The sequence below is a fragment of the Sorangium sp. So ce381 genome (assembly GCF_051473845.1).
Taxonomy (GTDB): domain Bacteria; phylum Myxococcota_A; class Polyangia; order Polyangiales; family Polyangiaceae; genus Sorangium; species Sorangium atrum.
Genome location: NZ_CP150336.1, coordinates 6,685,814 through 6,708,113, shown reverse-complemented (window position 1 = coordinate 6,708,113; position 22,300 = coordinate 6,685,814). Strand labels below are relative to the sequence as shown.

The following is a 22,300-nucleotide window of genomic DNA, read 5'->3' as shown; positions in this document are numbered from 1 at the left end:
TCTCCGTGGACCGCGCGTCAGCGCGTTCAGCGTCCCAGGTAGTTCATCAGCCAGGACATGGCGGGCCGCATCTGGCCGCTGCTGCTCATGAGCCCTGAGTTGGTCACCCACGTCTGGCCGCTGATGTACCCCCACAGCGTGATGCCTTTCACGCTCGGATGGTCGTAGAACATGGGGAACTGGCTCTGCATCACGTTGAGCTGCTGCGTGTCGTTCGCCAGGTTGATGTCGTACTCGGTGATGTAGACCGGTAGACCGGTGCCGGCGAGCCGGTCGAGGAAGCCCTTGACGGTGCTGGTGTTGAGCTTGTACGCGTCGTGAGCTTGCGCTCCGATGCCATCGATGGGAGCCCCTGCCGACCGGATCCGATTGACGATGTTGATCGTGTTCTGATTGTCGCCGCTGTACTCGATGTTGTTGTAGTCGTTGAGCAGCAGCTTGGCGTTCGGGCAGTACTGCCGCGCCCACTTGAACGCTTGCACGATCCAGTCGTAGCCGCTCGAGCCCGCGCCGCCGAGGGCGTTCATGTACGCCGGGGTGGTGTGCGGGGGCGGCTCGTTCACGACGTCGATGATGGCGACGTCCGGGTAGCGCTGGCAGAACGCCTGGATCCACTCTTCCACCTCGGCGCGCTGCTCGCTCTGCGACAGGCCGGCAATCCAGCCCGGCTGCTGGGCACCCCAGATCAGGGTGTGTCCCTTGTAGGGAATGCCCTTCTGGCGAGCGTAATCCCGGACTCGGTCCATGCCGGCCCAGTTCATGACGTCCCGCGTGGGCTCGACGGAGCCCCACTTGCCCTCGTTCTCCGGGCTGATCTGGTTCCAGTACCGGGACAGATCCGATCGCACCTGCCCGCCGGTGGTGATGTTACCGACGAACTTGCCGCCGCCGCTGCTGCCTCCGGCTCCGCCGCTGCCGCCGGCGCCCCCGCTGCCGCCGGTGCCGCCGGTGCCGCCGCTGCCGCCGGTGCCGCTGCTGCTGCTGCTGCTGCTGCTGCTGCTGCCCGAGCCCACGGGTGTGATCCGGAACTGCTGGTTGGTCCCGCCGTTCGACGCCCATTGAACCAAGGCGGTGCCGTCGGCGGTGCCGCGTCCGTAGACGTCCAGGGACTTGCCGCTGTTGCGTGCGGTGAGGCGCACGACGCCGCTGGAGACGTCGGTGAACGACCACTGCTGGTTTTCCCCCGTCCAGCAGGAGTATTGCTGGATGCGGGCGCCGTCGCTGGTGGAGGCGCCGGCGACGTCCATGCAACGGTTGCTGTTGACGTTGCGGATGCGATAGTAGCCGCCGCCTGCCGATTCCATGCGGAACTGCTGGCGCGTCGAGCCGTTGCAGCTGGCGATCTGCAGGGCCGCTGCGTCAGCGGTGCTGCCTCCAGCCACTTCGACGCATTTTCCACTCTGGACGCCGACGATCGTGTAGGTCGCCGCGGTATCGATGGTGACGCCTTCGGCCATGTCGTCGAGCTCGTAGCCGTCTTCGTCGACCTGCTCGGCGGAGATGCAGGCGCCGAGCGCGAGCGTGGCTAGCAGGGGCCATCGTTCAAATCGCATTCTCATGAGGTTCTCCTGTACCCAAGGGCGCATGTCGTAAGCCGTGGCGTGAAGCGGCCCCTTGGGCGCATACATAAGTTGTTACTACGATGTCGCTTCTTCATGGGGCGGGCGTGCGGGTCGCCGTGGAGACGAGACCTCGCGCCCAGCGCTGCTGAGGCGCGACCGCGACGTTCGCGGGCTCACCTTCACGATGGCCGAGCGAACCCAACCGATGCCGAGATCGATCGGCTGGCGAAGGTCTCGGTGCGCATGACCGCCCTTCCGAAGCGAAGCAAAAGAATACCGACGGGGCTCAATGTGAACGCTCACAACCAGGATGTCAATCCAAGAAGGCTGTTGAGCGAAGGCGGCCCTGTCGATTCATGGGTAAGTTGTTGATACGGTGTCGCTTTTTCAGAGAGGCCGGATTGCATGGCAAAATGTTCTGTCAGCCCAGGTCAGCTCTCGCAGTTGGGACTTGACATCTCCGAAGGGGTTGGACTCTCCTCTTCCTCTCTACACTGGACCTCCTTGTCCCACACTGGACCTCCTCTCCCTCCTACATTGGGCTTCCCTCTCCCCCAACAAGCGCGAGCTGCGCCGCGCGCTCTTGTGGGGGACAGCCGCGCTGTCGGCGGCTGTGCTCGCCGCCACGCATGGGCACGCCCGCGGCGGGAGGGTAGGATCGCGGAAGATGGAGCCCGTCGTTGCACTGATGATCCTCCTGGGAATCACGGGGCTCGCGGGGGGCTTCGGGGAGGCGCGGCATCAGGCGAGGCGGGCCGCCGAGGCCCGCTGGCGGCTCGCCCGGCCGATCTGGCAGCGCGCAGCGGACCTGGTCGGCGGCAAGTTCAAGTCAGGGCCGGATCCATGGGGAGACCCCCGAATGCAGATCTCCGTGGTGTGCGAGAACGTCTCGCTGCTCGTCGACCACGACATCGATCACGACGACGTGTCCGTCGCGCGGTACCACACCCGCATCACCGGCACGGCGCGGAACCCGTCGGGCCTCAGGCTCCGCGTCCACGAGCAGCGGCTGCGCCGGGCGAGCGGCGGGCCTTTCCGGGCGCGGCGTGTGGACGTCGGCGATCCGGCGCTGGACGGCGCCTTCGTCGTCAGGGCCAGCATCCCGGCGCTCGCGCGCTGGTGGCTCACGCCGCCGCTGCGCGACGCGCTCCGCGCGGCCGCCGGCTACCAGCTCACGCTCGAGTCGCACCGGCTCACCGCCGTCCGCGCCGGGCTGGAGGACGACGCCGAGAAGCTCGCGAGCGCCATCCGCGCCGCCGCGCTCGTCGCGGACCGCGGCCGCGCGCTCGCCAAGGAGCTGCGGGCGCTCTCGCAGGGGCTCGGCGGGCGCCTCCTGTCCGGCGCGGGCACCGCCTCGTCCGAGGGCGGGATGACGATCGAGCTCGAGCACCGCTCCAGGCTCTTCAACGTCGAGTTCGGCCGGGTAGGGGAGAAGGGCGCGTTCGGCACCCGCGTCCGCGCGGCCCGCGCCGCGTCGCCCTCGGAACGATTCACCCTCAGGCGCCGGCCCAGGCGCGGCCCGCCCCGGGGCGCGCTCGATCCGTCCGGCGACGACGCCCTGCCGCGGGCCTACGAGCTCGTGGCGGAAGCGCCAGACCGGGTGGCTCAGCGCCTCGGCGACGAGCTGCGGCGCGAGATCGCCGCGCTCCGCCCGGCGTCGGTCACGGGCGATGACGCCGCGGTCACGCTGGTCTTCGGCCACCTCGAGACGGGGCGCGAGCGGATCGAGCGCGCGATCGCGATCGTCTCCGCGCTCGCGGCGCCCGAGCCGCGCGGGCCCTATCGCTGATCGCCGCGCGACGCGCTCGAGGTCGGCGGGCGTGATAGATCGTACGCCCGCAGCATGAAGGCCCAGCTCGACATCCCGGCGCCTCCTTCGCGCGCGTCCGCCCGGGGGCGGAGAGGGGCAGAAGGATGAGCGCCGCGCGGGAGGATCCGACGACGCTGGTCCGCACCCGGCGGCGCGCCGATGCTGGCCACGCGCCGCGGCCGTTCCTCTTCCTCGTCCTGCAGTGCCAGCGGCCGATGGATCCGCCCGCGCGGCTCCCGCTCGACGGCGTCGACGAGGTCGGGTTCGGGCGGGGCCCGGTGCGCTCGATCGGCCGGCGGATCGAGGGTGATCGGGCGATCCTCGACGTGCGCCTCGAGGACGGCTGGGTGTCGTCGCGGCACGCGCGGATCACGCGCGAGGGCGGCCGGCTCCGCCTGGAGGACCTCGGCTCGACGAACGGCACGTTCGTGAACGGCGTGCCGCAGCGGAGCGCGCTCCTGGCCGAAGGGGACCTGATCGAGCTCGGGCACACGTTCTTCCTGTTCCGCGAGGCCGCCGCGCCCGACGAGCCTGCTGGCGGCGCGACCCAGGCGGCGGATCAGCCGTTCGGCCTCGCCACTTTCTCACCCGAGCTGTCCGAGCGCTTCGCCTCCCTCCGGGCCGTCGCGCCCGCGCCCATCCCCGTCGTCCTCCAGGGCGAGAGCGGCACCGGCAAGGAGGTCGTCGCGCGCGCCGTCCACGCGCTCTCGGGGCGGCCCGGCCCGTTCGTCGCCATCAACTGCGGCGCGCTGCCCGAGAGCCTCATCGAGTCCGAGCTCTTCGGCCACAAGAAGGGCGCCTTCTCCGGCGCGGCCGAGGACCGGCCCGGGCTCATCCGCGCGGCCGACCGGGGCACGCTCTTCCTCGACGAGATCGGCGACCTGCCCGCGGCGTCGCAGACCGCGTTCCTGCGCGTGCTGCAGGAGTCGGAGGTCGTCGCGGTGGGCGCGACGCGCCCCGTGAAGGTCGACCTCCGCGTGGTCGTGGCCACGCACCGGGACCTCCCGGCGATGGTGGAGCGCGGCGACTTCCGGGGCGATCTCTTCGCGCGCCTCTCGGGCTTCGTGCTCGAGCTGCCGCCCCTGCGCAGGCGCCGGGAGGACCTCGGCCTGCTCATCGCCGCGCTGCTCCGCCGCGCCGCCCCGGACCGGGCCGCGTCGATCTCGCTCGGCTGCGAGGCGGCCCGCGCGCTCCTCCTGCGCGAGTGGCGGCTCAACGTCCGCGAGCTGGAGAAGTGCCTGGCGACCGCGATCGTGCTCGCGGGCGGCGGCCGGGTGGAGCTCGACCACCTGCCGCCGCCCGCGGTCCTCCCGCGCAGCGGCCCCCCGCCCGAGGCCCCGAAGCCCGAGGCTTCCCAGTCCGGCGAACCTCGGCGCTCCGACGAGGAGGACCGCCGGCGCGAGGCGCTGATCCGCCTCTTCCGCGAGCACCGCGGGAATGTCAGCGCGGTGGCGCGGGCGATGGGCAAGGGACGGACGCAGATCCACCGGTGGATCGCCCGTTATGGCATCGAGCCAGGCGACTACCGGGACGGGTGAGCGCGCGGCCGCGCGCCGGCCGCCGCTCAGGGACAGGTCGGCGCGTCGAGAGACAGCACGCTTCCGGGAAACAGCGGCGCGAACAGGGAGAACCGGGCGTTCCGGACGACATCCGACGGGTGATTGAGAAACGACGTGATCGGATGGGGCCATTCGATCCCGCCGCCATTGCACTGCTGGAAGTCCCTGTCGCCCTCCACGAGCCCCCCGTCGTCGACGGAGCACTGGTGGAGCGGCGGACAGTCCGTGACGTCGTGCGATTCGCCGCAGGCGCCGACCGAGGTCGCGACGCAGTCCACCTCGCTGTCGGCGCCGGCGCAGAGGCGGTCCGCCACGTACGCGGCGTGATCGGTCCAGTATTCACCCGTGCAGGCGAAGGCGTGCCGATAGATGGCCTGTCCTGAGAACTCCGGGGGGGTCAGAGCCGGGTGGAATACGCCGTTCTCGTCCACTTCGTTCATCCCCACCTGGAGCCGGGGGTGGAGGGGATCAGTGCCCCACAGGTTCCCGAAGTACGCGCCCTCGCGAAAGCCAAAGACGTCGGCCTCCGCCGCTGGATACACCGCGGCACGGTACGTCCCTTCGGCCCTGGAAGCGGTGCCGTTCGTCTGCTGGGTGCCCGCCTCCGGGCGGCTCGCGACGCTGAAGCGGAGGTCGTTCTGGAGCGCCGCGGCGTCGCTCCCCGCCGGCGCGGAGACGCCGGCGCGGCCGCTCGCCCGCGGGCTGCTCATGAGGCTGAAGTAGGCGCTTTGAGGGCAGACGAAGCGGAGCGCAGGCTCCTTGCGCCCCTTGCAGAGCACCTCGCTCCCAACGATGTGATCGGGTGAGCCGGCGTCGCAGCCGCGGATACCGCTGCAGACGCGAAGCACCGTATCGCTCCCGGACAGCGCAGCGGCGCTCGCCGGGTCGTCGGCGCAGTTGGTCAGGGGCGCGTCGCCTGTCGCGATGAACACGGTCGAGCCCGGGGTGCAGGAGCCGACGTGCTCGGCCGTCCACCCGCAGTTGCGCGACACGCCCAGGGCATCCTTCGCGCACCGCCTGAAGCTCGGGATGCGCTCGCCGTCCTCCGTGTTCGTCACCACGCGGACGGAGGGCGCCGGCGAGAGGAGCCCCGGCCGGTGCTCCGGGAACGCCTGACCTCGCAGCGAGATGGTGATCGAGCGGCCCATGGCGTTGACGAGCGAGAGCATGCACGCCGAGACGAGCTGCTGGCACTTCAGCCCCACCGGGCCCGCGGCCCAGGCCGGGCAGATACCGATCTTGCCGTCGAACGTGAATTGCTCGCCTGTCGACGTGTCGGTATACGAGACGCTCTGGCCCTCCTCGAGGGCGCAGGCGACGAGATAGTCCATCACCTCGCGCGTGGGCTCGTGGCGGAGCTGGCGGCGGAGCGCGCGCGCGCGATCGGGGCCTGTATCGGGGCCTGTGTCCGCGTAGCTCTCGGTCGCGAGCGGGACGGACACCATGACGGGATTGGCACGCGGGTTCGCGATCAGCGCGTTGCGGGTGAGCGCATCGGCGGAGAGGCCGTTGCCCCAGACGCCCTGCACCGCGTCCGCGATCGCCGCCACCGCGTCGCTGGTCGCCCCGCCGTTGGCCGACCCGCCGTTGGCCGGCCCGACGACCGTCCCGGTCGATGTGCCGCTCCCGGCCGGCGCTGCGCGCGGCGGACCGTCGAGCGGCGAGGCGTCGTCGCCGACGCCGGCGCAGCCCGCGCCAGAGAGCCCGAGACAGAACACAAGCAGCCCAGGGATGCGGTAGATCATCACGCGGTCAGGTTCCTTTCTCGTCCTGGCGAGCCGGATCGTCGGTTCACGCTTCGCCGCTCATTCCGGCGGGAGGAGCGCGCGCTCGATCTCGTCGAACCGCTGCTCCCAGAAGCCCGCCGAGATCGCCCTTGCGTCCCGCACGAGCGCCAGCGCCTCGCTGGCGGCGCCCGCCCGGAGGGCCGAGAGGGCCGCGCTGTGAAGCGCCTCGGCGTGCTCGTGAAGGATCGCGGTATGCCGCGCCTCCTCCACGAGCGCGCGCCATGCCGCAGCGTCGAACCGACCGGCTGCCCGGTCGTCCAGGGCCTGCTGCACCAGGCGTGCCAGCGTCCGGGCGCAGGGGGTGAGGTTGGGTTCGGGGAGGCTCGCGCGGGCCTCGGCCAGGTGGCGGGCCGCCTCGTCGTGCTCGCCGCGGGCGAGGTGGATCCGGGCGAGGAGGAGGACATCGTCCGGCGAAGGGCGCTTGTTGAAATAGCGCCGCTGGAGCTCGAGGCTGCGGCGCGCGAGCGGGAGGGCCTCGTCGGGCGCGCCCAGCCAGTACCGCAGCTCCGCCAGGTTCAGCGTGGCCCAGCGCTCGAGCTGGGCGTGGCCGAGCTCGAGGGCGAGGCGGACGGCCTCCCGCTGGTCCGCGACAGCGCGCCCTTCCTCCCGCCGCTTCACCCACATGAAGACGCGGTTGATGTACGCGGTGCACAGGTGGAAGACGTCGCCGGCGCGCAGGCAGGCCTCGACGACGGCCTCGGCGTGGCGCTCGGCCTCGTCGAGCCGGCGGGCCATCGAGAGCGACGCGACGAGCACCAGCCGGGCGATGACGTGCGCCTCGTGGTCGCCGACGGCGCGCGCGCGGCGGGCGGCCCGCTCCAGCTTGGGGATCCCCTCGTCGACGCGCTGGTCGCGGCAGTCCGAGCGGCCGCTCGCGAGCAGGCAGCGCGCGTCGAGGCGCGCGTCGCCGAGGCCGGCGCACAGCTCGGCGGCGCGCGCCGCGATCGCCGCGGAGGCGGGGAAGTCCTCGAGCCAGTCGAGCGCGGTCGCCTCCTCGAGGAGGAGCTCGGCCGCGTGGGCCCTGTCGCCTGCGGCCTCGGCCAGCGCGCGGGCCGCGCGCAGATCGGCGAGCGACTCCTCGAAGCGCTGCAGTCGGTAGCGCGCCCGGCCTCGGCCCGCGAGCGCGCGGCCGCGGGCCTCGGGGTCGTCGCGCTCGAGGAGGCCGACGAGGCGCAGGGCCGCGGTGAAGCGCTGCTCGGCCTCGACGACGTCGTGCCGGGCGAGCGCCTCGTCCGCGAGCTCGGCGTGCGCCGCCGCCGCCGCGGCCAGGTCTCCCGCGGCGGCCGCGTGCCGCGCGATCCGGGCGCGCGCCCCGGCGGCGCGCGGCGCGCCGAGGAGGCCCTGGAGCACGGCGGCGTGCAGCGCGCGGCGGCGGGCGGGCGGGATGCGCGCCTCGACGGCCTCGCGCAGGAGCGGGTGCCGGAAGGCGTAGCGCGGCGGCGACGCCGAGAGCGCGACGAGCACGCCGGCCCGGGCGAGGCGCGCGAGGCCGACGCCGGGGTCCAGCGCGCCGACGCCGGCGCCGGCGCCGGCCGGCGGCGCATCGGCGGCGCGATCCAGCGCGCGCAGGGCGGCCTCGATCTCGGCCGGGGAGAGGTCGTCGCCGAGGATCGCCGCGCGCTCGAGCAGGTCCACGAGCGGCGGCGGCAGGGCCGCGAGCGCGCGCGCGGCGAGGCGCTCGCCGAGCGGCGCGGCCGACAGGGAAAGCAGCTCGTCCGGAGCGAGCGTCCAGCCCTCGCCGCCCCGGGCGCGCTGGATCGCGCCGCCGACGCGCAGGGCGCACGCCACCTCCACCAGGTCGCGCGGGACGCCGCGCGCCAGCGCGTGAAGGCGATCGAGCACGGCGCGGGGGACGAACTCGACGGGGCGGAGGTGATCCTGGAGCAGCGCGCCCGCGGCCTCGGCGTCGAGCGGGCCGAGGTCGAGGGTCACCCGGCGGGCGGCGCGCTCCCCGAGCCCCGGACGGAGCGACGCGATCGAGGGCCGCGCGGCGAGCACGATCGCGAGGCGCGCCGCGCTGCCCTCGGCCGTGGCGAGCTCGATCGCGTCGAGCGCGGACGCGTCCGCGCGGTCGGCGTCGTCGAGCAGCAGCGCGATCGGCGCGGCGGCCGCGAGCGCGGCCGCGAGCGCGCGGGCCTCGGCGTGGCGGCGCGCGCCCGGCGCCTCCAGGAGCGGCGCGGCGGCCGGGTCCGCTGGGGCGAGCTGCCCAAGGGCGAGCCCGACGGCTGGCCAGGCGCGTCCGGCCTCCGTCGCGCCGAGCCGCTGGACGAGCGCCTCCTGGGCATTCCCGTCGCGCTCGCCGCTGGCCGGCAGATCCAGGGCCGCGCGCAGGAGCGCGACGAACGTCGCGCCGTGCTCGGCCGCCTCTGGCCGGAGCGCCGCGGCGGCGTGCACGGCCGCGCCGCCGGCGTGGAGCGTCGCCGCGAGCGCTGCGAGGAACCGGCTCTTGCCGTGCCCTTCCGCGCCGAGCGCCGTGACGAGCGCCGGCCCTCCGCCGGCGAGCGCCTCCTGCGCGGCGGCGAGGGCTGCGGAGAGCGCCGCATCGCGGCCGCGCAGGGAGGTCTCGCCGGGCTCGTCGGGGGGCGCGTCGCGCGGCTCGGGGGCCACATCGCGCGGAGGGGGCGGGGTAACGTGCGGGCTGTCGGCGAGCGCGCGCCGCGCTTCGGCCGTGAGGATCGCCGGCGGCACGGCGTCCGCGTCGCCCGGGCCGGCCCCCCAGGCCTCCGCGTTCTCGAGGGCGGCGCCCGCGAGCGTGACGCCGTGCGTGCCCTCGCGCACCCGGAGCGGAGCCAGGTGGACCGCGAAGGGCGGCTCCGCTGCGCCGGCCTCGGCGAGGCGCCGGGCCACCCGCGCCGCCGCGCGCACGCCGTCGCCTGGCGCTTCGGCGGCGGGGAAGGCGAGCACCATGCGCTCCCCGCGAAAGCGCGCCAGGATGCCGCCTTCGGCGCGGGCGATGTCGACGAGCGTGTCCGCGCGCTCCCGCGTGCGCAGGGCGAGCAGCGCCACTGCCCGGCGCAGGCCGACGGTGGGAGCGGACGCGTCGGATCGGCTTTGGGGCGCGCCGGATCGGCCTTTGGCCATGTCCGATCGGCCTTGGGGCGTGTCGGAGCGGCCCTCGGCCATGTCCGATCGGCCTTGGGACGTGTCGGATCGGCCTTCGGGCGTATCGGATCGGCCTTGGGACGTGTCGGATCGGCCTTGGGGCGCGCCGGATCGGCCTTGGCGCGTGTCGGATCGCCCTTCAGGCGCGTCGGATTGGCCTTGGGACGTGTCGGATCGACCTTCGGGCGTGTCGGAGCGGCCTGATGACGCGTCGGATCGGCCTGCGGGTGCGCCGGAGGAAGCCGCGCGCCCTCGGGACGGGGCGACGCGCGCTTCGAGCGACGCCGCGAGAGCGCGCGCCACATCGCTCGCGCGGGCCGGGCGGGCCTCTGGATCCTTCGCGAGGCAGCGGAGGACGGCCTCGTCGGCGCCCTCCGGCAGCTGCGCGAGCGACGAGGGCAGGTCGGGGCGGCGCGCCACGTGGGCCTGCCGCACCTCGGCCGCCTCGCCGACGAACGGCGGACGCCCGGTGAGCAGCTCGAAGATCATCGCGCCGAGCGCGTAGATGTCGGCGCGCGCGTCGACGGCGCGCGCGCCGAGGCACTGCTCCGGCGCCATGTACGCCGCCGTCCCGAGGATCGCCCCGGTCTGCGTCAGATCGGGGCCGAGCGCCGCGCGCGCATCGCCGTCCGCGTGCGCCTGCGCGGCCAGGCCGAAGTCGATCAGCGCGACCTCCCCGCCCGGCCGCAGCCACACGTTCTCGGGCTTGAGATCGCGGTGCACAAGCCCGCCGTCGTGCACCGCGTCCAGCGCGGCCGAGAGCGCGCGCACGATCGCCGACGCCTGCGCGATCGGCATCGCGCCGGCGCCCGGCAGGTCCGCGAGGAGCCGCGCGAGCGAGCAGCCCTCGAGCCGCTCCAGCACGAGGAACGGGCCGAGCTCTCCCGAGCGCCCGCGGCCGAGCAGCGCGGGGACCAGCGGCGGATCGAGGCGGGCGAGCGCCGCCGCCTCGCGCGCGATCCGGCCGTCGTCCTGCCGGCGCGCCACCTTGAGCGCCACGGCGCGGCCGTCGCCCTCGCGCGTCGCCGCGTAGACGCGCGCGAACCCCCCTTGCCCGAGCAGCCGCTCGATACGGAACCCTTCGATGCGGAGCCCGGGCACCGGCGGCGACGGATCCCGCTCGAGCGCCTCGTGCTCGCGCTCGTCGGCGCTCGTCACCGACCATGGGGCCAGGGGGTGCGCCGGGCACGCGGCGCCGGCCCGCCCTGGGAGGCGGCGATGGCACTCGGAGCAGCGCATGGGGCGCGAGTATACTGGGGTAGGGTGCCATGCGGCCGCCTGCCGAGCTCAACCAGGACGAGACAGCCGTCATCTCGGGCCGACCGCTGGAGCTCGAGGCGAGCGCCGCCGGCGACGCGCTCCCGGCCGGCGCGGTGGTCGGCGGTTACGTGCTCGACGACGTGCGGCTCGGGGGCGGCTTCGGCGTCGTGCACCGCGCCGTCCCGGTCGGGGGCGGCGCGCCGGTCGCCCTGAAGGTCCTCCGCCGCGGCCTGTCGCTCCTGCCGGCGATCCTCCGGCGCTTCCAGCGGGAGGCGGAGGTGCTCGCGCGGCTCAGGCACCCGGCGATCGTCGAGGTCCGCGGCGTGGGCGCCCTGGACGACGGTCGGCCGTACATCGCGATGGAGTGGGTCGAGGGCCGGAGCCTCGCGGCCGAGCTGCGCGCGCGGGGCGCCTTCTCGCCGTCCGAGGCGGCCGCCCTGCTCGAGGAGGTCGGCGGCGCGCTCGCCGCCGCGCACGCGATCGGCGTCGTGCACCGCGACGTGAAGGCCCAGAACGTCATGGTCTGCCCTGGTGAGCGCGGGCCCGGCGCGCCGGGCGTGAAGCTCGTCGACTTCGGCATCGCCAAGCTCCTCAGCCCGCGCGACGTCGAGCGCGCGCGCGGCGGCAAGAGCAGCAGCCTGATCGTCGGCACGCCGCTCACGATGGCCCCGGAGCAGATCCTCGGCGGCGCGGTGGACGCGCGCACGGACATCTACGCGGTGGGCCTGCTCGCCTACCAGCTCGTGACGGGGGAGCTGCCGTTCCAGGGCGCCGACGCGGTCGAGACCGAGGAGATGCACCTGCGTTCGCCGCCGCCCTGCCCGAGCGACCGCGCGCCCGTGTCGGCGGCGTTCGACGCGGTGGTGCGCCGCTGCCTCGCCAAGGAGCCGGAGGACCGGTACGCGGGCGTGCCCGAGCTGCTCGCCGCCCTGCGCCGGGCGGTCGGCGCGCCGGGCCGAAAGAGCGCGGCGCCCGCGGCGCGCTCGCCGGCCGACGCTCGCCTCGCGGGCGCGTGCGCGCAGGGGCAACGCGCGCCCGAGGGGCCATGCGCCGCGCTGCTCGTCGAGGCCCGGCTCTCGGCGCCGGACGACGCCGGCGACGACGCGCTCGCCGACGTGGAGCGCCTGGTCCAGGCGGCGCGCGCGGCGCTCGTCCGGCTCGGGGCGACGCTCGTGGTCGAGAGCGCCGACGCGCTGCTGGCGGCGCTGCCCCCGCCGTACGATCGCGCGCCGGAGCGGGCGCTCGGCTGGGCCCTCGAGCTCTGGGCGGAGCTCGGCGCGCGGGCCGGCGCGAGCCCCGAGGTCCTCCCGCGCCTCGCGCTGCACGCGGCCGAGCCCGAGGCGCTGCGCGGCTGGGCGCCCGCCGCGACCGGGGCGGGCGTGTTCGTGACCGGCGCGTTCGCCGAGGGGCTCGCCGGGGAGGGCGGGCAGGGGGAGGGGGAAAGCGAGCGTGCGCCGCTCCGGGGCGAGGGCGGTGCGCTGCGCCGGGTGGCGCCGTGAGCGCCGCGGCCTGATACGGGCGCGCGCTGACACGGCCCCTGCCAGGTACTGGTCAAATTTGAACAGGGAGACGGGGAGGCAGGGAGAAAGATCTTAGTAAATCTCCCTGTCTCCCCGTCTCCCTGTGATCTTTCTCGGGCAAAGTTGACCACCACCCCCTGCCACAGGGGTGTCACAGGGCGATGTGACAGGGGACAGCCGCGCTGTGGCAGGCAGGCCGCCTGCGCGGCGCGGAGCCGTCCTGCCGCCAGCATGGCGACGGCCGCGAGGAGCGCGTCGCCTGCGCGTCGCTCCCAGGCGATCGGTGGGAATGGCCCTCGGCGGGCGCCGCGAGGCCGCCGGCGCCGCGCGCTGGCAAGGCGCTTGCGATGGGGCTCCGCCGCGAGGCGCCGCCGCGGCCGCGCCGCTCCAGGCGGGCTGCGCGGCTGGCTGCCTCCGGTTCGACAACAAGACAGCTCAAGAGAGCTGAGGAGATCTCGTCATGCGCATCGTTCGCTCTGCGTTCCCCCTCGTCGCCCTGTTCGCCGCCGGCTGCGCCGTCGAGGCGGCCGACCCTGAGCTCATGGAGGACGCCCCGTCCCTCTCGGAGACCTGGACCGTCAGCAACGCCGCGGTCAACGTGCGCTGGGACTCGGGCCTGAACGCCAACCTCTCGGCCTGGGAGTACATTCACTGCCACCTCGATGATGGCGCTGGGTTCATGTTGACCGACCTCAGCGCGTTCCAGGAGCCCCTCACCGAGCCTGACGAGTTCATCGCCAGGATGTCCGGCGTGTGCCGGGAGTTCGACCTCCTGCTGCCAAACCTCCCGCGGACCGGCGCGATCGACCCGGAGACCATCTTCTCGTGGCCGGGCGGCTTCCGCGCCGGCGCGCTCGGCACCGCCATCCCGGTCGCCAACTACCCCACGGGTCTGCAGCTCAAGGTGGACGGCGCCAGCACCTATGTGAAGGACGTCCGCATCAACTACGCTCCCAGGAACGCGGCCAATACGGCCCTCGACCTCGCCTCGTCCTCCCACACGAGCTATGCGATCGGGTATGCCGGGAACAACGTGACCCTGAGCTGCCCGGCCCAGCAGGTGCTGACGGGGCTGGATCTCAGGTACGACACCGTCGAGGGGAAGATCCGGGTCCTGGAGATTCACTGCAGAGCGCTGCAGCCCTGAGGGGGCCAGCGCTGTCGCGGCGAGTCGCACCGGGGCCTCTCCACCGGCTGATCCCGATCGCCGCCGCGCGCCCTTCCGCCCGCGGCGTTCCAGGAGGCTGAGGGAACACCCGTTGACGACGGCGTGGCGCGACCATCGCAGCCTTCATCCCCAGGGTATTTCACGAGGGCCCCGGGGTTCCGTCGAAGGCGGCCCAGCCGGCGACATTCATGATCGCCGCCTTGACCGACGTGTCGTCGTCATGGACGATACCGCGCTTGCGGTCGACCGTAGTCACGAGAGATGGTTGAAGGGCTCCTGGAGCACGCGGTCGATGCCTGACTCGTAGGACTGTCCCCTCTCGAAGTCGCGTTCTTTCACGCTGGTCATCTCTGTGTCGCCGGGAGGCGACCAACGACACTGGCGCTTGACGGGCTCAACGCCGAGCACCAGAGCGGACCGATGATGGGTATTCGAACGCGAGAGTGGCTTGGTCGAACGGGACAGTGGTTTGGTCGAATGCGACCATGGGTGGGCGTCGGGCTCCTCGCGGCGCTCATCGTCCTCGGCACGCAGCTCCTCAAGCGGCGCGCAGGCGCTGGATCCCGCTCCGTCGCCACGGTGACGTATGCCTGGATGCAGCGGCCCGGGCCTGATGGGCCGAACGTCAGCGTCGATCTCTACGCGCCGCCGCGCGCGAGCAAGCGCGGCCCGCTGGTCGTTCTCTTGCAGGGGAACGAGCCCTCGCAGCCCGACGAGCGACTCGCCTTCGCTGCGAACGTCGGCGATTCCCTACAACGAAACGGGGTCGCCGCCGCGGCCGTCTCGTTCAACATCCACCAGGGCTACACGCTGCGCGCGAGCGCGGCGGACGTCGCCCGGGTCTTGCGAGAGGTGACCGACGCGCGCAACCCGACGCGCCTGGTCCTCGCCGGTCGCGGCCTCGGGGCGTGGATGGCGTCCATGCTCGCGCTCGATGGGCGGCTCCTCGAGGGGGCCGGCATGGATCCCAAGCGCGTCGATGGGGTCATCCTGTTTCGTGGGACCTACGACCTCGGCGAGGCGGCGCTCGAGGGGCACCCCGACGCGGCGTTCTTCGCGGGCTCGGTCGAAGATCGCAGGGAGTCCTCGCCCATCACGTACGCGCGGGCCGATGCGCCGCCGTTCTTGATGCTGTTCGGCGGGGAGGACGACATCGGCTGGGCGCGCCTCGCTCGCCCCTTCGCGCGCGCGCTCCAGAACGCGGGCGCGCCCGACGTCGACTGCTTCGTCGTCCCGAGGCGCGATGCGCACAGCATCGTTCACTGGGGCGGACGGGGAGACATGGTCGGCGATCTGGTGTTCCCCTTCGTCGCCTCGGGCCTGAAGGACCTCTCCATCGACAACCCCTTCGGCGTGCTCCGCCGCTGGGGCGCACGGCCGCCGTTCGACCTGTCGGCGTTCCGCAAGGATCCCCGGGCCATCACCACCTACCCGGTCGACGCCGCGCTGCGGGAGACGATAAGCGGCCTCCTCGGCAAGGGGGGGCTCGAGCGCTACCCCTTGCCCGGCAAGACGTATCAGGCCATCGATCTGCTCGCCTACCTGGACGGGCGGCCGAAGTCCGAGGTGGGCGAAGGGGACTGGCTGGTGGTCTCGAACCTTCGGGGCGAGCAACAGTACTTCTCGCGCGAGGTGCTGAAGAAGGCGCAGGCGGTCATCGTGGTCGGGCTCGACGATGAGGACAACCTCTACCGCATCGTCGACTTCTACCGGCTGAAGCGCGCCTACTCGTGGATCAAGGGCGAGGAGCCAATGCCCATGATGATCCGGCCGCTCGGCGCGTTCCTGCACTTCCGGACGCCGCTGCCCGCGGACATGGGGAACAAGACCTACGCGGCATTCGGGCTCGATGCGGCGAGCTTTCACTGGGTAGCGAGCGATCCGCTCGCGCCGTTGCGCTCGCTCCCCGGCGGACTGCGCGAGGCGATGATCGGCGAACAAGGGTGCGTCAAGTGCCACAGCTTCGGCGGCGTCGACGCGCGGGCGCACCACGCGCTGGCGCTCGACGGCAAGCCGTACGGCGCGTTCGCGCTGCCGCTCGAGGAGTATCCGAGCGAGGTGCTGCGGCGCTTCTTGTTCGAGCAGGACGCGGTGGCAGCGAGCTTCGGGGTCGTGCCGATCCGGGTGGAGGAGACCGTCGCGCGGCAGCTCATCGACCTGGTGAACCACGAGAAGAGCGAGAAGAAGTAGCGGCCCGGAACCTCAGGGTTCTATCTGTTCATAGAGCGCCTCCGCCCACTCGGCGTGCGCGCGCGCCGAGGGGTGCAGGCCGTCGCCGGCGAGCATCTGCGCCTCCGCCTGCCTGTGCATGAGCGGATACAGGTCCACGTAGCGCGCGCCCGCGGCTCGTGCCTCATCGCTCAGGATGGTGTTGAAGGCGACGATGACCGCGCCGATCTGCCGCGGATCTCCGAACCAAGCGGCGGCCGGAGAGAGCGACCAGTCGGGCTGCGGGAGCGTCACGATCCGATCCGGCGCGACGCCGGCGTCGATGATCGCTCGGAGGAGCTCCCGCACGCGCGATCGGTAGATGTCCGCGCTCCAGCCACGCACGTAGTCGTTGGCGCCCGCCGCGAGCGTTACCAGCGTGGGGCGAAAGGGCGCCACCTCCGGGATCTCCCGCGCTTGCACGTCCTCGGTTGTGTAGCCGTCGACCGCGACGTTCTTGAGGGTTACCCGGCGGCCCTGCGCGCGCCAGAGCTCGGCGAGACGCGAGGGGAACGCGTCGCCCGGCTGGTTCCCGGTCCCTGCCGTGAAGGAGTCGCCGAGCGCCAGATAGCGGATCTCCGCGAGCCCGCCCGTGGGTGCGGCATCCTCGCTGACACCGGTGGGAGCGCTCCGTGGAGAGCTGCCGAGGAGAGTCAAGGCGAGCAGGAGAATCCCACCGAACAGGAGCAGAACCGGCAGGAGGAGCGGGCGGAGAGAGCGCATCAAGAAGGATAGCATCGCTTCATTGCCCGGCTAGATATCCTTCGAATCGCTCCTCGCGGGCTGACCAAGGGCTCAGTCAAGGGGCATGGTGACGTGGACGATCCGTTGATTCACAGCGCGCCACCGGTCCGAGCTCCGGCTCAGCAGGTGATGAGGGGGAGCGAGCTCCGGTTCGACACGGTCGAGGGGAAGGTCAGCGTCCGCGAGATCCACAGCGGAGCGCTGCAGCCCTGAACGGACCGGGGCCGGCGCGGGAGTATCCTTCCACGGCGGGATCGTGCATCATCGAACGAGGGTGCCTCGGGGATGCGCCGCGATCCCGCGGCGGCATTCGACGGAGGACTTGGCTGGAGGACATGAGCACATGACGACCCCTCTCCGCGCCGACGAAGCGCTCGCGAGCCTGTGCCGCGCGGGGCTCGCGACCCGGATCGACGCCGCGGCCTTCGCGGCGGCGTGCGACGAGGAGCGAGGCGGCGCGCCGCTCGACGCCGAGATCGCGCTCTCGGCGCTGGCGTCGATCTATGGCGTGCGCGGTCCCTCGGAGGCGAGCGCCGTGGACCGCGCGTTCGTGGTAGACGAGCACGCCGCGGCCGATCCGGCGGTCCTCGGGGCCGTGTGGCTCGCGCTCGAGCGATGGCTGGAGCACCCGATCCCCGTCGCGGTGGCGACGGACCTCGACGAGCTCGTCTCGTACGCGGGCGACCTGTGCTTTCTTCGGCGGCACGCCGGCGCCGCGAGCGAGGCGCCGTATCTCTTCTCCATCGAGAGGTGGCGCACGCGCGACGACACGCCCTATTCACTCTACGTGCTGCGGAGCGACGGCGCGCCGCTCTACGCGCTCGGCGTGCCCGTCCAGTTCCACGTCCACCCGGACACGGAGGCCGCCGCTGCCGGCATCTTCCGCACGGATGGCCTCACGTCGAGCTACCGCGAGCATGCGCCGGCGTGCGCCGCTTGCCGCGACGCGCTCCGCGGCGCCGCGGCGCGGGGCGCGCTGCCGGACGTGTTCCAGGCGCTCCTCGGGTAGATCGGGTGGGGAGGCGATGCCGGCGTGATGGTGCGTGACGGGACCTGGCCAACGCAGGGCGCAGTCGGGTCGGTCGCGTTCCGCTGCATCCGCTGGCAGCGGAGTACCGCGCCGCCACGCTCGTGGGGCGCCCCACGAACGTGGCGCGTACAGACCCGCAGTTGCCCCTCTCGTGGCGAGCCTCGGGAGACGGGTGCCATTCATCTCCCGCGTGGACGAGCCAGGTCACCCGGATGGGTTCACGACGTATCGCCCGCCCCGAACGGGGGCGCCGAGACGGCTTCGGGCTTCTTGGATAGGGCTTTCCGGCGGGATCTCGCGAGATCATCGACCATCTCGACGTAGGGCGCCAGCAGGAACGGGGCGAGCGTAGAGCAGGCGTTCCACGGGTATCTGCGCTGTGGAGTCTTCGCGCACGGCTTTCATGTGGCAGGAGCGGTGTTTCCTCGCGAGGGGACGAGCCGGGGCTGTCCGCGAACCGACCGCCGGTGAGGCCGATCCGGACGGGCGGCCCACGGCATGGCCTCACCGCAAGGCGCCCGGCTCGAGCCGCCCTGCCGTCAAGGTTTCACTCCACGCAGGCCCACCTGGCCTTCTTGCCATTGGTGACGGTCAGCGTCCAGGTGACGTCGGGCGGGTTCCAGGGCGCCTCGATCACGGCGCCGTCGGTCCAGCTGTTCTGGGTGAATGCCCCCTCGAGCCCGGTGAGCGCGCACGCCTTGGTGCCCGGCTCCGTGGCGATATCGACGATGGTGGTGAACCCGGCGAACGAGATCTCTTCGCCGCTGGTGAATACTGTCCCTGGCGGGAAGTCGATGCATTCGGCCTCGATCTCTATGAGGGTGTCTGCGGACCAGCCATGAAACATGTCGGACACGATATACCATCCAGCCGTAGGAAATGAAGCGTTTGGCGCCGTGACCTTCTGCACGCGCACGAAGTTTCCAGGGAATCCGTCCCATGTCGTCTTACTGCCGGTCACACCGCTGAGGAAGCACTGTCGCAGGTTACTGGCGTGCAGGCCGGCAATCTTGACGGGGGGATTAGGTGCGCCGCCACCACTTCCGGTCGTGCTCGTCCAGGTAGCGGTGGCGACCAGCGTGCCGCCGTGGAAGCATGTCACGGCACCCTTGACAGGGTTGTCGACCCAGACCCTCGCGCCAGAGCCATTCACGGTGGCGCCCCCGTGGGCGTAGAGGGATGTGAACAACCCGTTGAAGCCCACCCGGGCGGTTGACAGGAGGCCAGGGGAGGTAGCCGTGCCCTCGCTGAGATTCCCCGCAACGCCGCTGAGGGCGCAGGGGTCGTCGGGGGTACTTAACCCACTTACGGGAAGTCCGGTCAGATCCCTTGTTGTCCCCGACCAGTACCAGTACCAGCCGCTGAGCGCCTGTGTCGCCTCGCCCAGCATGCCCTCTTCGAGGTCAGTCTCCTCGCCGGCGACGCACGCGAGGGGGAGCGTGCACACGAGCAAGGGCGAAGCGACGCAGGCGAGGCGACGCAAGATTGATGTGAACGGAGTGTGACCAGATTTCATTGGTTCCCTTTGGTGGATCCGAGATGTGGTGATGCGTCGCGAGCCAGTAGAGGATACGTCCTCATGCGGGTTATTGATGAAGCGAGCAGTCGTACCCGAGCTGTTGATGCTCATTGTGATGTAGTCGGAGCTGGTATAGTGATGTGGTTCATGGGCATATCTAATGAGACCGCGGAGAGTTGCACAGCCGCTCGCGAGCCTTCCAGATCGGATGAATGCCGCTGAGGCGCATCGTTTCATTGGATCGAATGCAAATGCATACGTTCAACGCCTGAATATCCGACCATCGGCATCACTTCGCCCGCGAGCGCCGGGCTGTACAGCAACCTGCGTGCCGGACGATGCTCCCCTGGTACCTCGCCCGCCCGCGTGTACGAACGGGGCCCTCGATGCGTCTCTCGACGACGGAAGCCGCTGATAATGGCTCATGCGTTCCATGTCAAGTGACAAGCACGGCACAGCGTTTTCGTCTCTACGCCGTGACATGTCACGGGACAGGCCTGACGTGTCGTGGGGCGACCGGGCGCATACCCCGCCGGCGACTCGGCCCACGGCGCAAGATGCACCGCCGCCGTTCCAGCAGAAGCAATGGAGGCGTCGATTGAAACCGAGTTGGGTCCCGCGATCGCGAGCACCGCGGACAGGTTGCGGCCCGGGAACGGTCGCCGCCCGGTCAGCGCTCGGCGTGCCCGTCCAGCTCCACGTCCACCCGGACACGGAGGCCGCCGCTGCCGGCATCTTCCGCACGGATGGCCTCACGCCGAGCTACCGCGGGCATGCGCCGGCGTGCGCCGCTTGCCGCGACGCGCTCCGGAGCGCTGCGGAGCGGGGCGTGCTGCCCGACGTGTTCCGGCCGCTCCTCGGGTAGGGAGGAGCTCGGAGACAACGAGGCCTTGCGCGAGCCCCGACGTGTCATCCCCGTGAGGGGAGGCCGACGCTGGCAAGGTAGGCTTCCAGAGCCGGCGCATGATCCGGCGACACGATGGCGCCGATGTATCCGTCCGGCCGGACGAGCACCCAGTCGCCGAGCGACTCGCCATAAGCAGCGCGGAGATGGCCGCCATCATCGACGATGTCGCCGCGCGGCCCGACGGCGTGGATGTGAAGCCCGGGGCGCGGCTCGATGGCCGAGAGCCGGTCCAGCCCGTAACCGAGCAAGGTCCAATGCGGACCCTGGAAGAGCTTGAAGAGCCGTGTCGGCATCCCCGCCACGCCGCGGACGGGCGCGTCCGGCGCTCGGTCGCCCGCGCGGATGCCGCCGCTGCGTTTCGGCTCTTCCATGGCCAGCGACGATTCCGGGTATCCAAGATCGAGCTGATGCACCTCGCGACCACGGCGCATGACGCCTCGCTTGGCCGCCTCCAGGAGCTTCGTCGCCAGGCCGAGCATCTCCGCGGCGATCGGCCGGCGCTCCTCCTCGTACGTCGCGAGCAGCGTCTCCGGGGCACCTACCAGGACGGCGGCGAGCTTCCAGCCGAGGTTGTAGGCATCCTGCACGCTCGTATTGAGTCCCTGCCCACCCGTCGGCGGGTGGATATGCGCGGCATCGCCGGTAAGGAAGACGCGCCCGTCCCGGTAACGGTCGGCGAGGCGCGCGTTCATGGTGTAGGCGGAGGCCCAGGAGACCGAGCGGATCACGATGTCGCCTCGGCCCGTGCGGCCCGTGACCATCGCTGTGAGGCCTTCCGCGGAGAGATCCACATGGCCCTCCAGCGGGATCGGCGCCTGCAACTGGAACATGTCGGTGCCGGCGAGCGGGCACAGCGACATCTGCTTCTCCATCGACCCATGGTTGAAGCGATGCCAGGCGGCCCTGCTGAGCCCATCCAGGACGACATCGGCGACGACCGCGCGCACCCCCATCGTCTTGCCGGGAAAGCCGATCGCGAGCGCCTGCCGTACGACGCTGCGGCCGCCGTCCGCTCCGACGAGATAGCGGACGCGGACGGTCTCCTCGCCCGTCGGGCCGACGATGCGGGCGCCGACGCCTTCGCCATCCTGCTCGAAGCTCTTCAGCTCGCGGCCGAACTCCGGGTACTTTCCGAGCTCCGCCAGACGCTCGCGCATCGCGGCTTCGGTCATGAATTGAGGCACAAGGAGCGCCAGGCGATAGGGCTCGCCAGGCGTCGGGTCCTGAGGATCCATGATCTGCGACTCCTCGTAGCCTCCGTCATCGCGATACTCCCGCGGGGGTGGGTACAGGCCGCCGATCGCGACGACGCGGTCGAGGATGCCCAGATCCTCGAACACCTCCTGGCTGCGCGGCTGGATCCCTTTGCCCCGCGAGCCGCGAAATGGCCCGTCCAGCCTGTCGATGAGCCGGAACGCGACGCCCCGACGGGCGAGCTCGATGGCGAGGGTCAACCCAGCAGCACCTGCGCCGACGATCAGGACATCCGTCGAAAAATTGGACTCCACTGAGACCTCCGTTTTTGTTGGACTGCGTCTCGGATATGTGTACTATGCATATAGTCGCGCCTCCCGAAGCGTCAAGGGAATTTGTGCAAAATACACGGATTGTGAAAAAGAAGCTCCGCGAGCTCCACGGAGCCATGGTCGATCTGACCGCGCTCATGAATCAGCCGCAGCGCGATCAGGCGCTGCTCGCGGAGGCAGGCATCTCCCTGGATCGAGCCCTCTTTCCGCTGCTGGTGGGGATCGAGCGCTTCGGGCCGATCGGCGTGGTCGACCTTTCGGACCGAGCCGGGCGGGATTACACGACCGTCAGCCGTCAGGTCGCAAAGCTCGAGAGCCTGGGGCTGATCGAACGTCGACCGAGCCCGGCCGATCGTCGCATCCATGAGGCGGTGATCACCGACAAGGGGCGGCAGATGACGGACGCCTTGGACGCCGCCCGTCAGAGGATTGCGGCCCCTATCCTCGCCAAGTGGAGTGAGGAGGACTTCAGCGACCTGGTGCGCCTGATGCGCCGGTTCGTGGACGACTTGATGGATCCGTCAAGCGGAACGGACAAGACCTGAGGTGGTCGCAGGCCTCCTGCGGCGCCGTCGGGGTGCCCGCAGGCTGTGGAGTG

Annotated in this window: 15 protein-coding genes; 9 read left to right on the top strand and 6 right to left on the bottom strand. The window is 71.8% G+C overall.

The window, feature by feature from the left end:
- Positions 1-26 precede the first annotated feature (26 nt).
- Positions 27-1,559, bottom strand: coding sequence for an endo-1,4-beta-xylanase (locus tag WMF29_RS24890; RefSeq protein WP_437322636.1), 1,533 nt, complete (start codon positions 1,557-1,559; stop codon positions 27-29).
- Between the two features lie 670 nt (positions 1,560-2,229).
- Between WMF29_RS24890 and WMF29_RS24885 the strand changes: the two genes are divergently transcribed.
- Positions 2,230-3,351 (top strand): hypothetical protein, encoded by a 1,122-nt coding sequence (locus WMF29_RS24885; RefSeq protein WP_437322635.1) that lies wholly within the window; start codon positions 2,230-2,232, stop codon positions 3,349-3,351.
- 125 nt (positions 3,352-3,476) lie between these two features.
- Complete coding sequence (locus WMF29_RS24880) at positions 3,477-4,910, top strand: sigma 54-interacting transcriptional regulator (protein ID WP_437322634.1); 1,434 nt, start codon at positions 3,477-3,479, stop codon at positions 4,908-4,910.
- A 26-nt stretch (positions 4,911-4,936) separates the two neighbouring features.
- On the opposite strand, the gene WMF29_RS24875 is transcribed toward WMF29_RS24880, so the two are convergent.
- Positions 4,937-6,676 (bottom strand): hypothetical protein, encoded by a 1,740-nt coding sequence (locus WMF29_RS24875; protein WP_437322633.1) that lies wholly within the window; start codon positions 6,674-6,676, stop codon positions 4,937-4,939.
- A gap of 60 nt (positions 6,677-6,736) precedes the next feature.
- The gene (locus tag WMF29_RS24870; RefSeq protein ID WP_437322632.1) at positions 6,737-11,059 is read right to left on the bottom strand and encodes a protein kinase domain-containing protein; all 4,323 of its coding nucleotides are present in this window, start codon (positions 11,057-11,059) and stop codon (positions 6,737-6,739) included.
- Positions 11,060-11,088: 29 nt separating this feature from the next.
- On the opposite strand from WMF29_RS24870, the gene WMF29_RS24865 reads away from it, so the two are divergent.
- From WMF29_RS24865 to WMF29_RS24855, 3 genes are all read left to right on the top strand, one after another.
- Positions 11,089-12,579: a serine/threonine-protein kinase gene (locus tag WMF29_RS24865; protein ID WP_437322631.1), complete on the top strand. Its 1,491-nt coding sequence runs from the start codon at positions 11,089-11,091 to the stop codon at positions 12,577-12,579.
- A 481-nt stretch (positions 12,580-13,060) separates the two neighbouring features.
- Positions 13,061-13,747 (top strand): hypothetical protein, encoded by a 687-nt coding sequence (locus WMF29_RS24860; protein WP_437322630.1) that lies wholly within the window; start codon positions 13,061-13,063, stop codon positions 13,745-13,747.
- Positions 13,748-14,245: 498 nt separating this feature from the next.
- Complete coding sequence (locus WMF29_RS24855; protein WP_437322629.1) at positions 14,246-15,958, top strand: alpha/beta hydrolase family protein; 1,713 nt, start codon at positions 14,246-14,248, stop codon at positions 15,956-15,958.
- 12 nt (positions 15,959-15,970) lie between these two features.
- Here the strand turns inward: WMF29_RS24855 and WMF29_RS24850 are convergent, their stop codons facing one another.
- Positions 15,971-16,699, bottom strand: a complete 729-nt coding sequence (locus WMF29_RS24850; RefSeq protein ID WP_437322628.1) for an SGNH/GDSL hydrolase family protein — start codon at positions 16,697-16,699, stop codon at positions 15,971-15,973.
- A 93-nt stretch (positions 16,700-16,792) separates the two neighbouring features.
- On the opposite strand from WMF29_RS24850, the gene WMF29_RS24845 reads away from it, so the two are divergent.
- Complete coding sequence (locus WMF29_RS24845; RefSeq protein ID WP_437322627.1) at positions 16,793-16,933, top strand: hypothetical protein; 141 nt, start codon at positions 16,793-16,795, stop codon at positions 16,931-16,933.
- A 130-nt stretch (positions 16,934-17,063) separates the two neighbouring features.
- A complete protein-coding gene (locus WMF29_RS24840; RefSeq protein ID WP_437322626.1) occupies positions 17,064-17,729 on the top strand; it encodes a hypothetical protein in 666 nt (221 codons plus the stop codon).
- A 568-nt stretch (positions 17,730-18,297) separates the two neighbouring features.
- Here the strand turns inward: WMF29_RS24840 and WMF29_RS24835 are convergent.
- Positions 18,298-19,380: a hypothetical protein gene (locus WMF29_RS24835; protein ID WP_437322625.1), complete on the bottom strand. Its 1,083-nt coding sequence runs from the start codon at positions 19,378-19,380 to the stop codon at positions 18,298-18,300.
- Positions 19,381-19,951: 571 nt separating this feature from the next.
- Between WMF29_RS24835 and WMF29_RS24830 the strand changes: the two genes are divergently transcribed.
- Positions 19,952-20,134 carry a hypothetical protein gene (locus tag WMF29_RS24830; RefSeq protein ID WP_437322624.1) on the top strand — a complete coding sequence of 61 codons (183 nt, stop codon included), beginning with the start codon at positions 19,952-19,954 and terminating at the stop codon, positions 20,132-20,134.
- A 44-nt stretch (positions 20,135-20,178) separates the two neighbouring features.
- Here the strand turns inward: WMF29_RS24830 and WMF29_RS24825 are convergent, their stop codons facing one another.
- On the bottom strand, positions 20,179-21,684 hold the full coding sequence (locus tag WMF29_RS24825; RefSeq protein ID WP_437322623.1) for an FAD-dependent oxidoreductase: 1,506 nt from the start codon (positions 21,682-21,684) through the stop codon (positions 20,179-20,181).
- Between the two features lie 44 nt (positions 21,685-21,728).
- Here WMF29_RS24825 and WMF29_RS24820 point away from each other — a divergent pair, with 44 nt between their 5' ends.
- Positions 21,729-22,247: a MarR family winged helix-turn-helix transcriptional regulator gene (locus WMF29_RS24820; protein ID WP_437322622.1), complete on the top strand. Its 519-nt coding sequence runs from the start codon at positions 21,729-21,731 to the stop codon at positions 22,245-22,247.
- Positions 22,248-22,300: the final 53 nt, after the last annotated feature.

What these genes read in the sequence shown, in the direction of transcription:
- WMF29_RS24850 (WP_437322628.1), bottom strand. Translation starts at nt 16,699, where the DNA reads ATGCGCTCTCTCCGCCCGCTCCTCCTGCCGGTTCTGCTCCTGTTCGGT.
- WMF29_RS24890 (WP_437322636.1), bottom strand. Translation starts at nt 1,559, where the DNA reads ATGAGAATGCGATTTGAACGATGGCCCCTGCTAGCCACGCTCGCGCTC.
- WMF29_RS24835 (WP_437322625.1), bottom strand. Translation starts at nt 19,380, where the DNA reads ATGAGCATCAACAGCTCGGGTACGACTGCTCGCTTCATCAATAACCCG.
- WMF29_RS24860 (WP_437322630.1), top strand. Translation starts at nt 13,061, where the DNA reads ATGCGCATCGTTCGCTCTGCGTTCCCCCTCGTCGCCCTGTTCGCCGCC.
- WMF29_RS24840 (WP_437322626.1), top strand. Translation starts at nt 17,064, where the DNA reads ATGACGACCCCTCTCCGCGCCGACGAAGCGCTCGCGAGCCTGTGCCGC.
- WMF29_RS24875 (WP_437322633.1), bottom strand. Translation starts at nt 6,676, where the DNA reads ATGATCTACCGCATCCCTGGGCTGCTTGTGTTCTGTCTCGGGCTCTCT.
- WMF29_RS24870 (WP_437322632.1), bottom strand. Translation starts at nt 11,059, where the DNA reads ATGCGCTGCTCCGAGTGCCATCGCCGCCTCCCAGGGCGGGCCGGCGCC.
- WMF29_RS24880 (WP_437322634.1), top strand. Translation starts at nt 3,477, where the DNA reads ATGAGCGCCGCGCGGGAGGATCCGACGACGCTGGTCCGCACCCGGCGG.
- WMF29_RS24885 (WP_437322635.1), top strand. Translation starts at nt 2,230, where the DNA reads ATGGAGCCCGTCGTTGCACTGATGATCCTCCTGGGAATCACGGGGCTC.
- WMF29_RS24855 (WP_437322629.1), top strand. Translation starts at nt 14,246, where the DNA reads ATGCGACCATGGGTGGGCGTCGGGCTCCTCGCGGCGCTCATCGTCCTC.
- WMF29_RS24820 (WP_437322622.1), top strand. Translation starts at nt 21,729, where the DNA reads ATGCATATAGTCGCGCCTCCCGAAGCGTCAAGGGAATTTGTGCAAAAT.
- WMF29_RS24865 (WP_437322631.1), top strand. Translation starts at nt 11,089, where the DNA reads ATGCGGCCGCCTGCCGAGCTCAACCAGGACGAGACAGCCGTCATCTCG.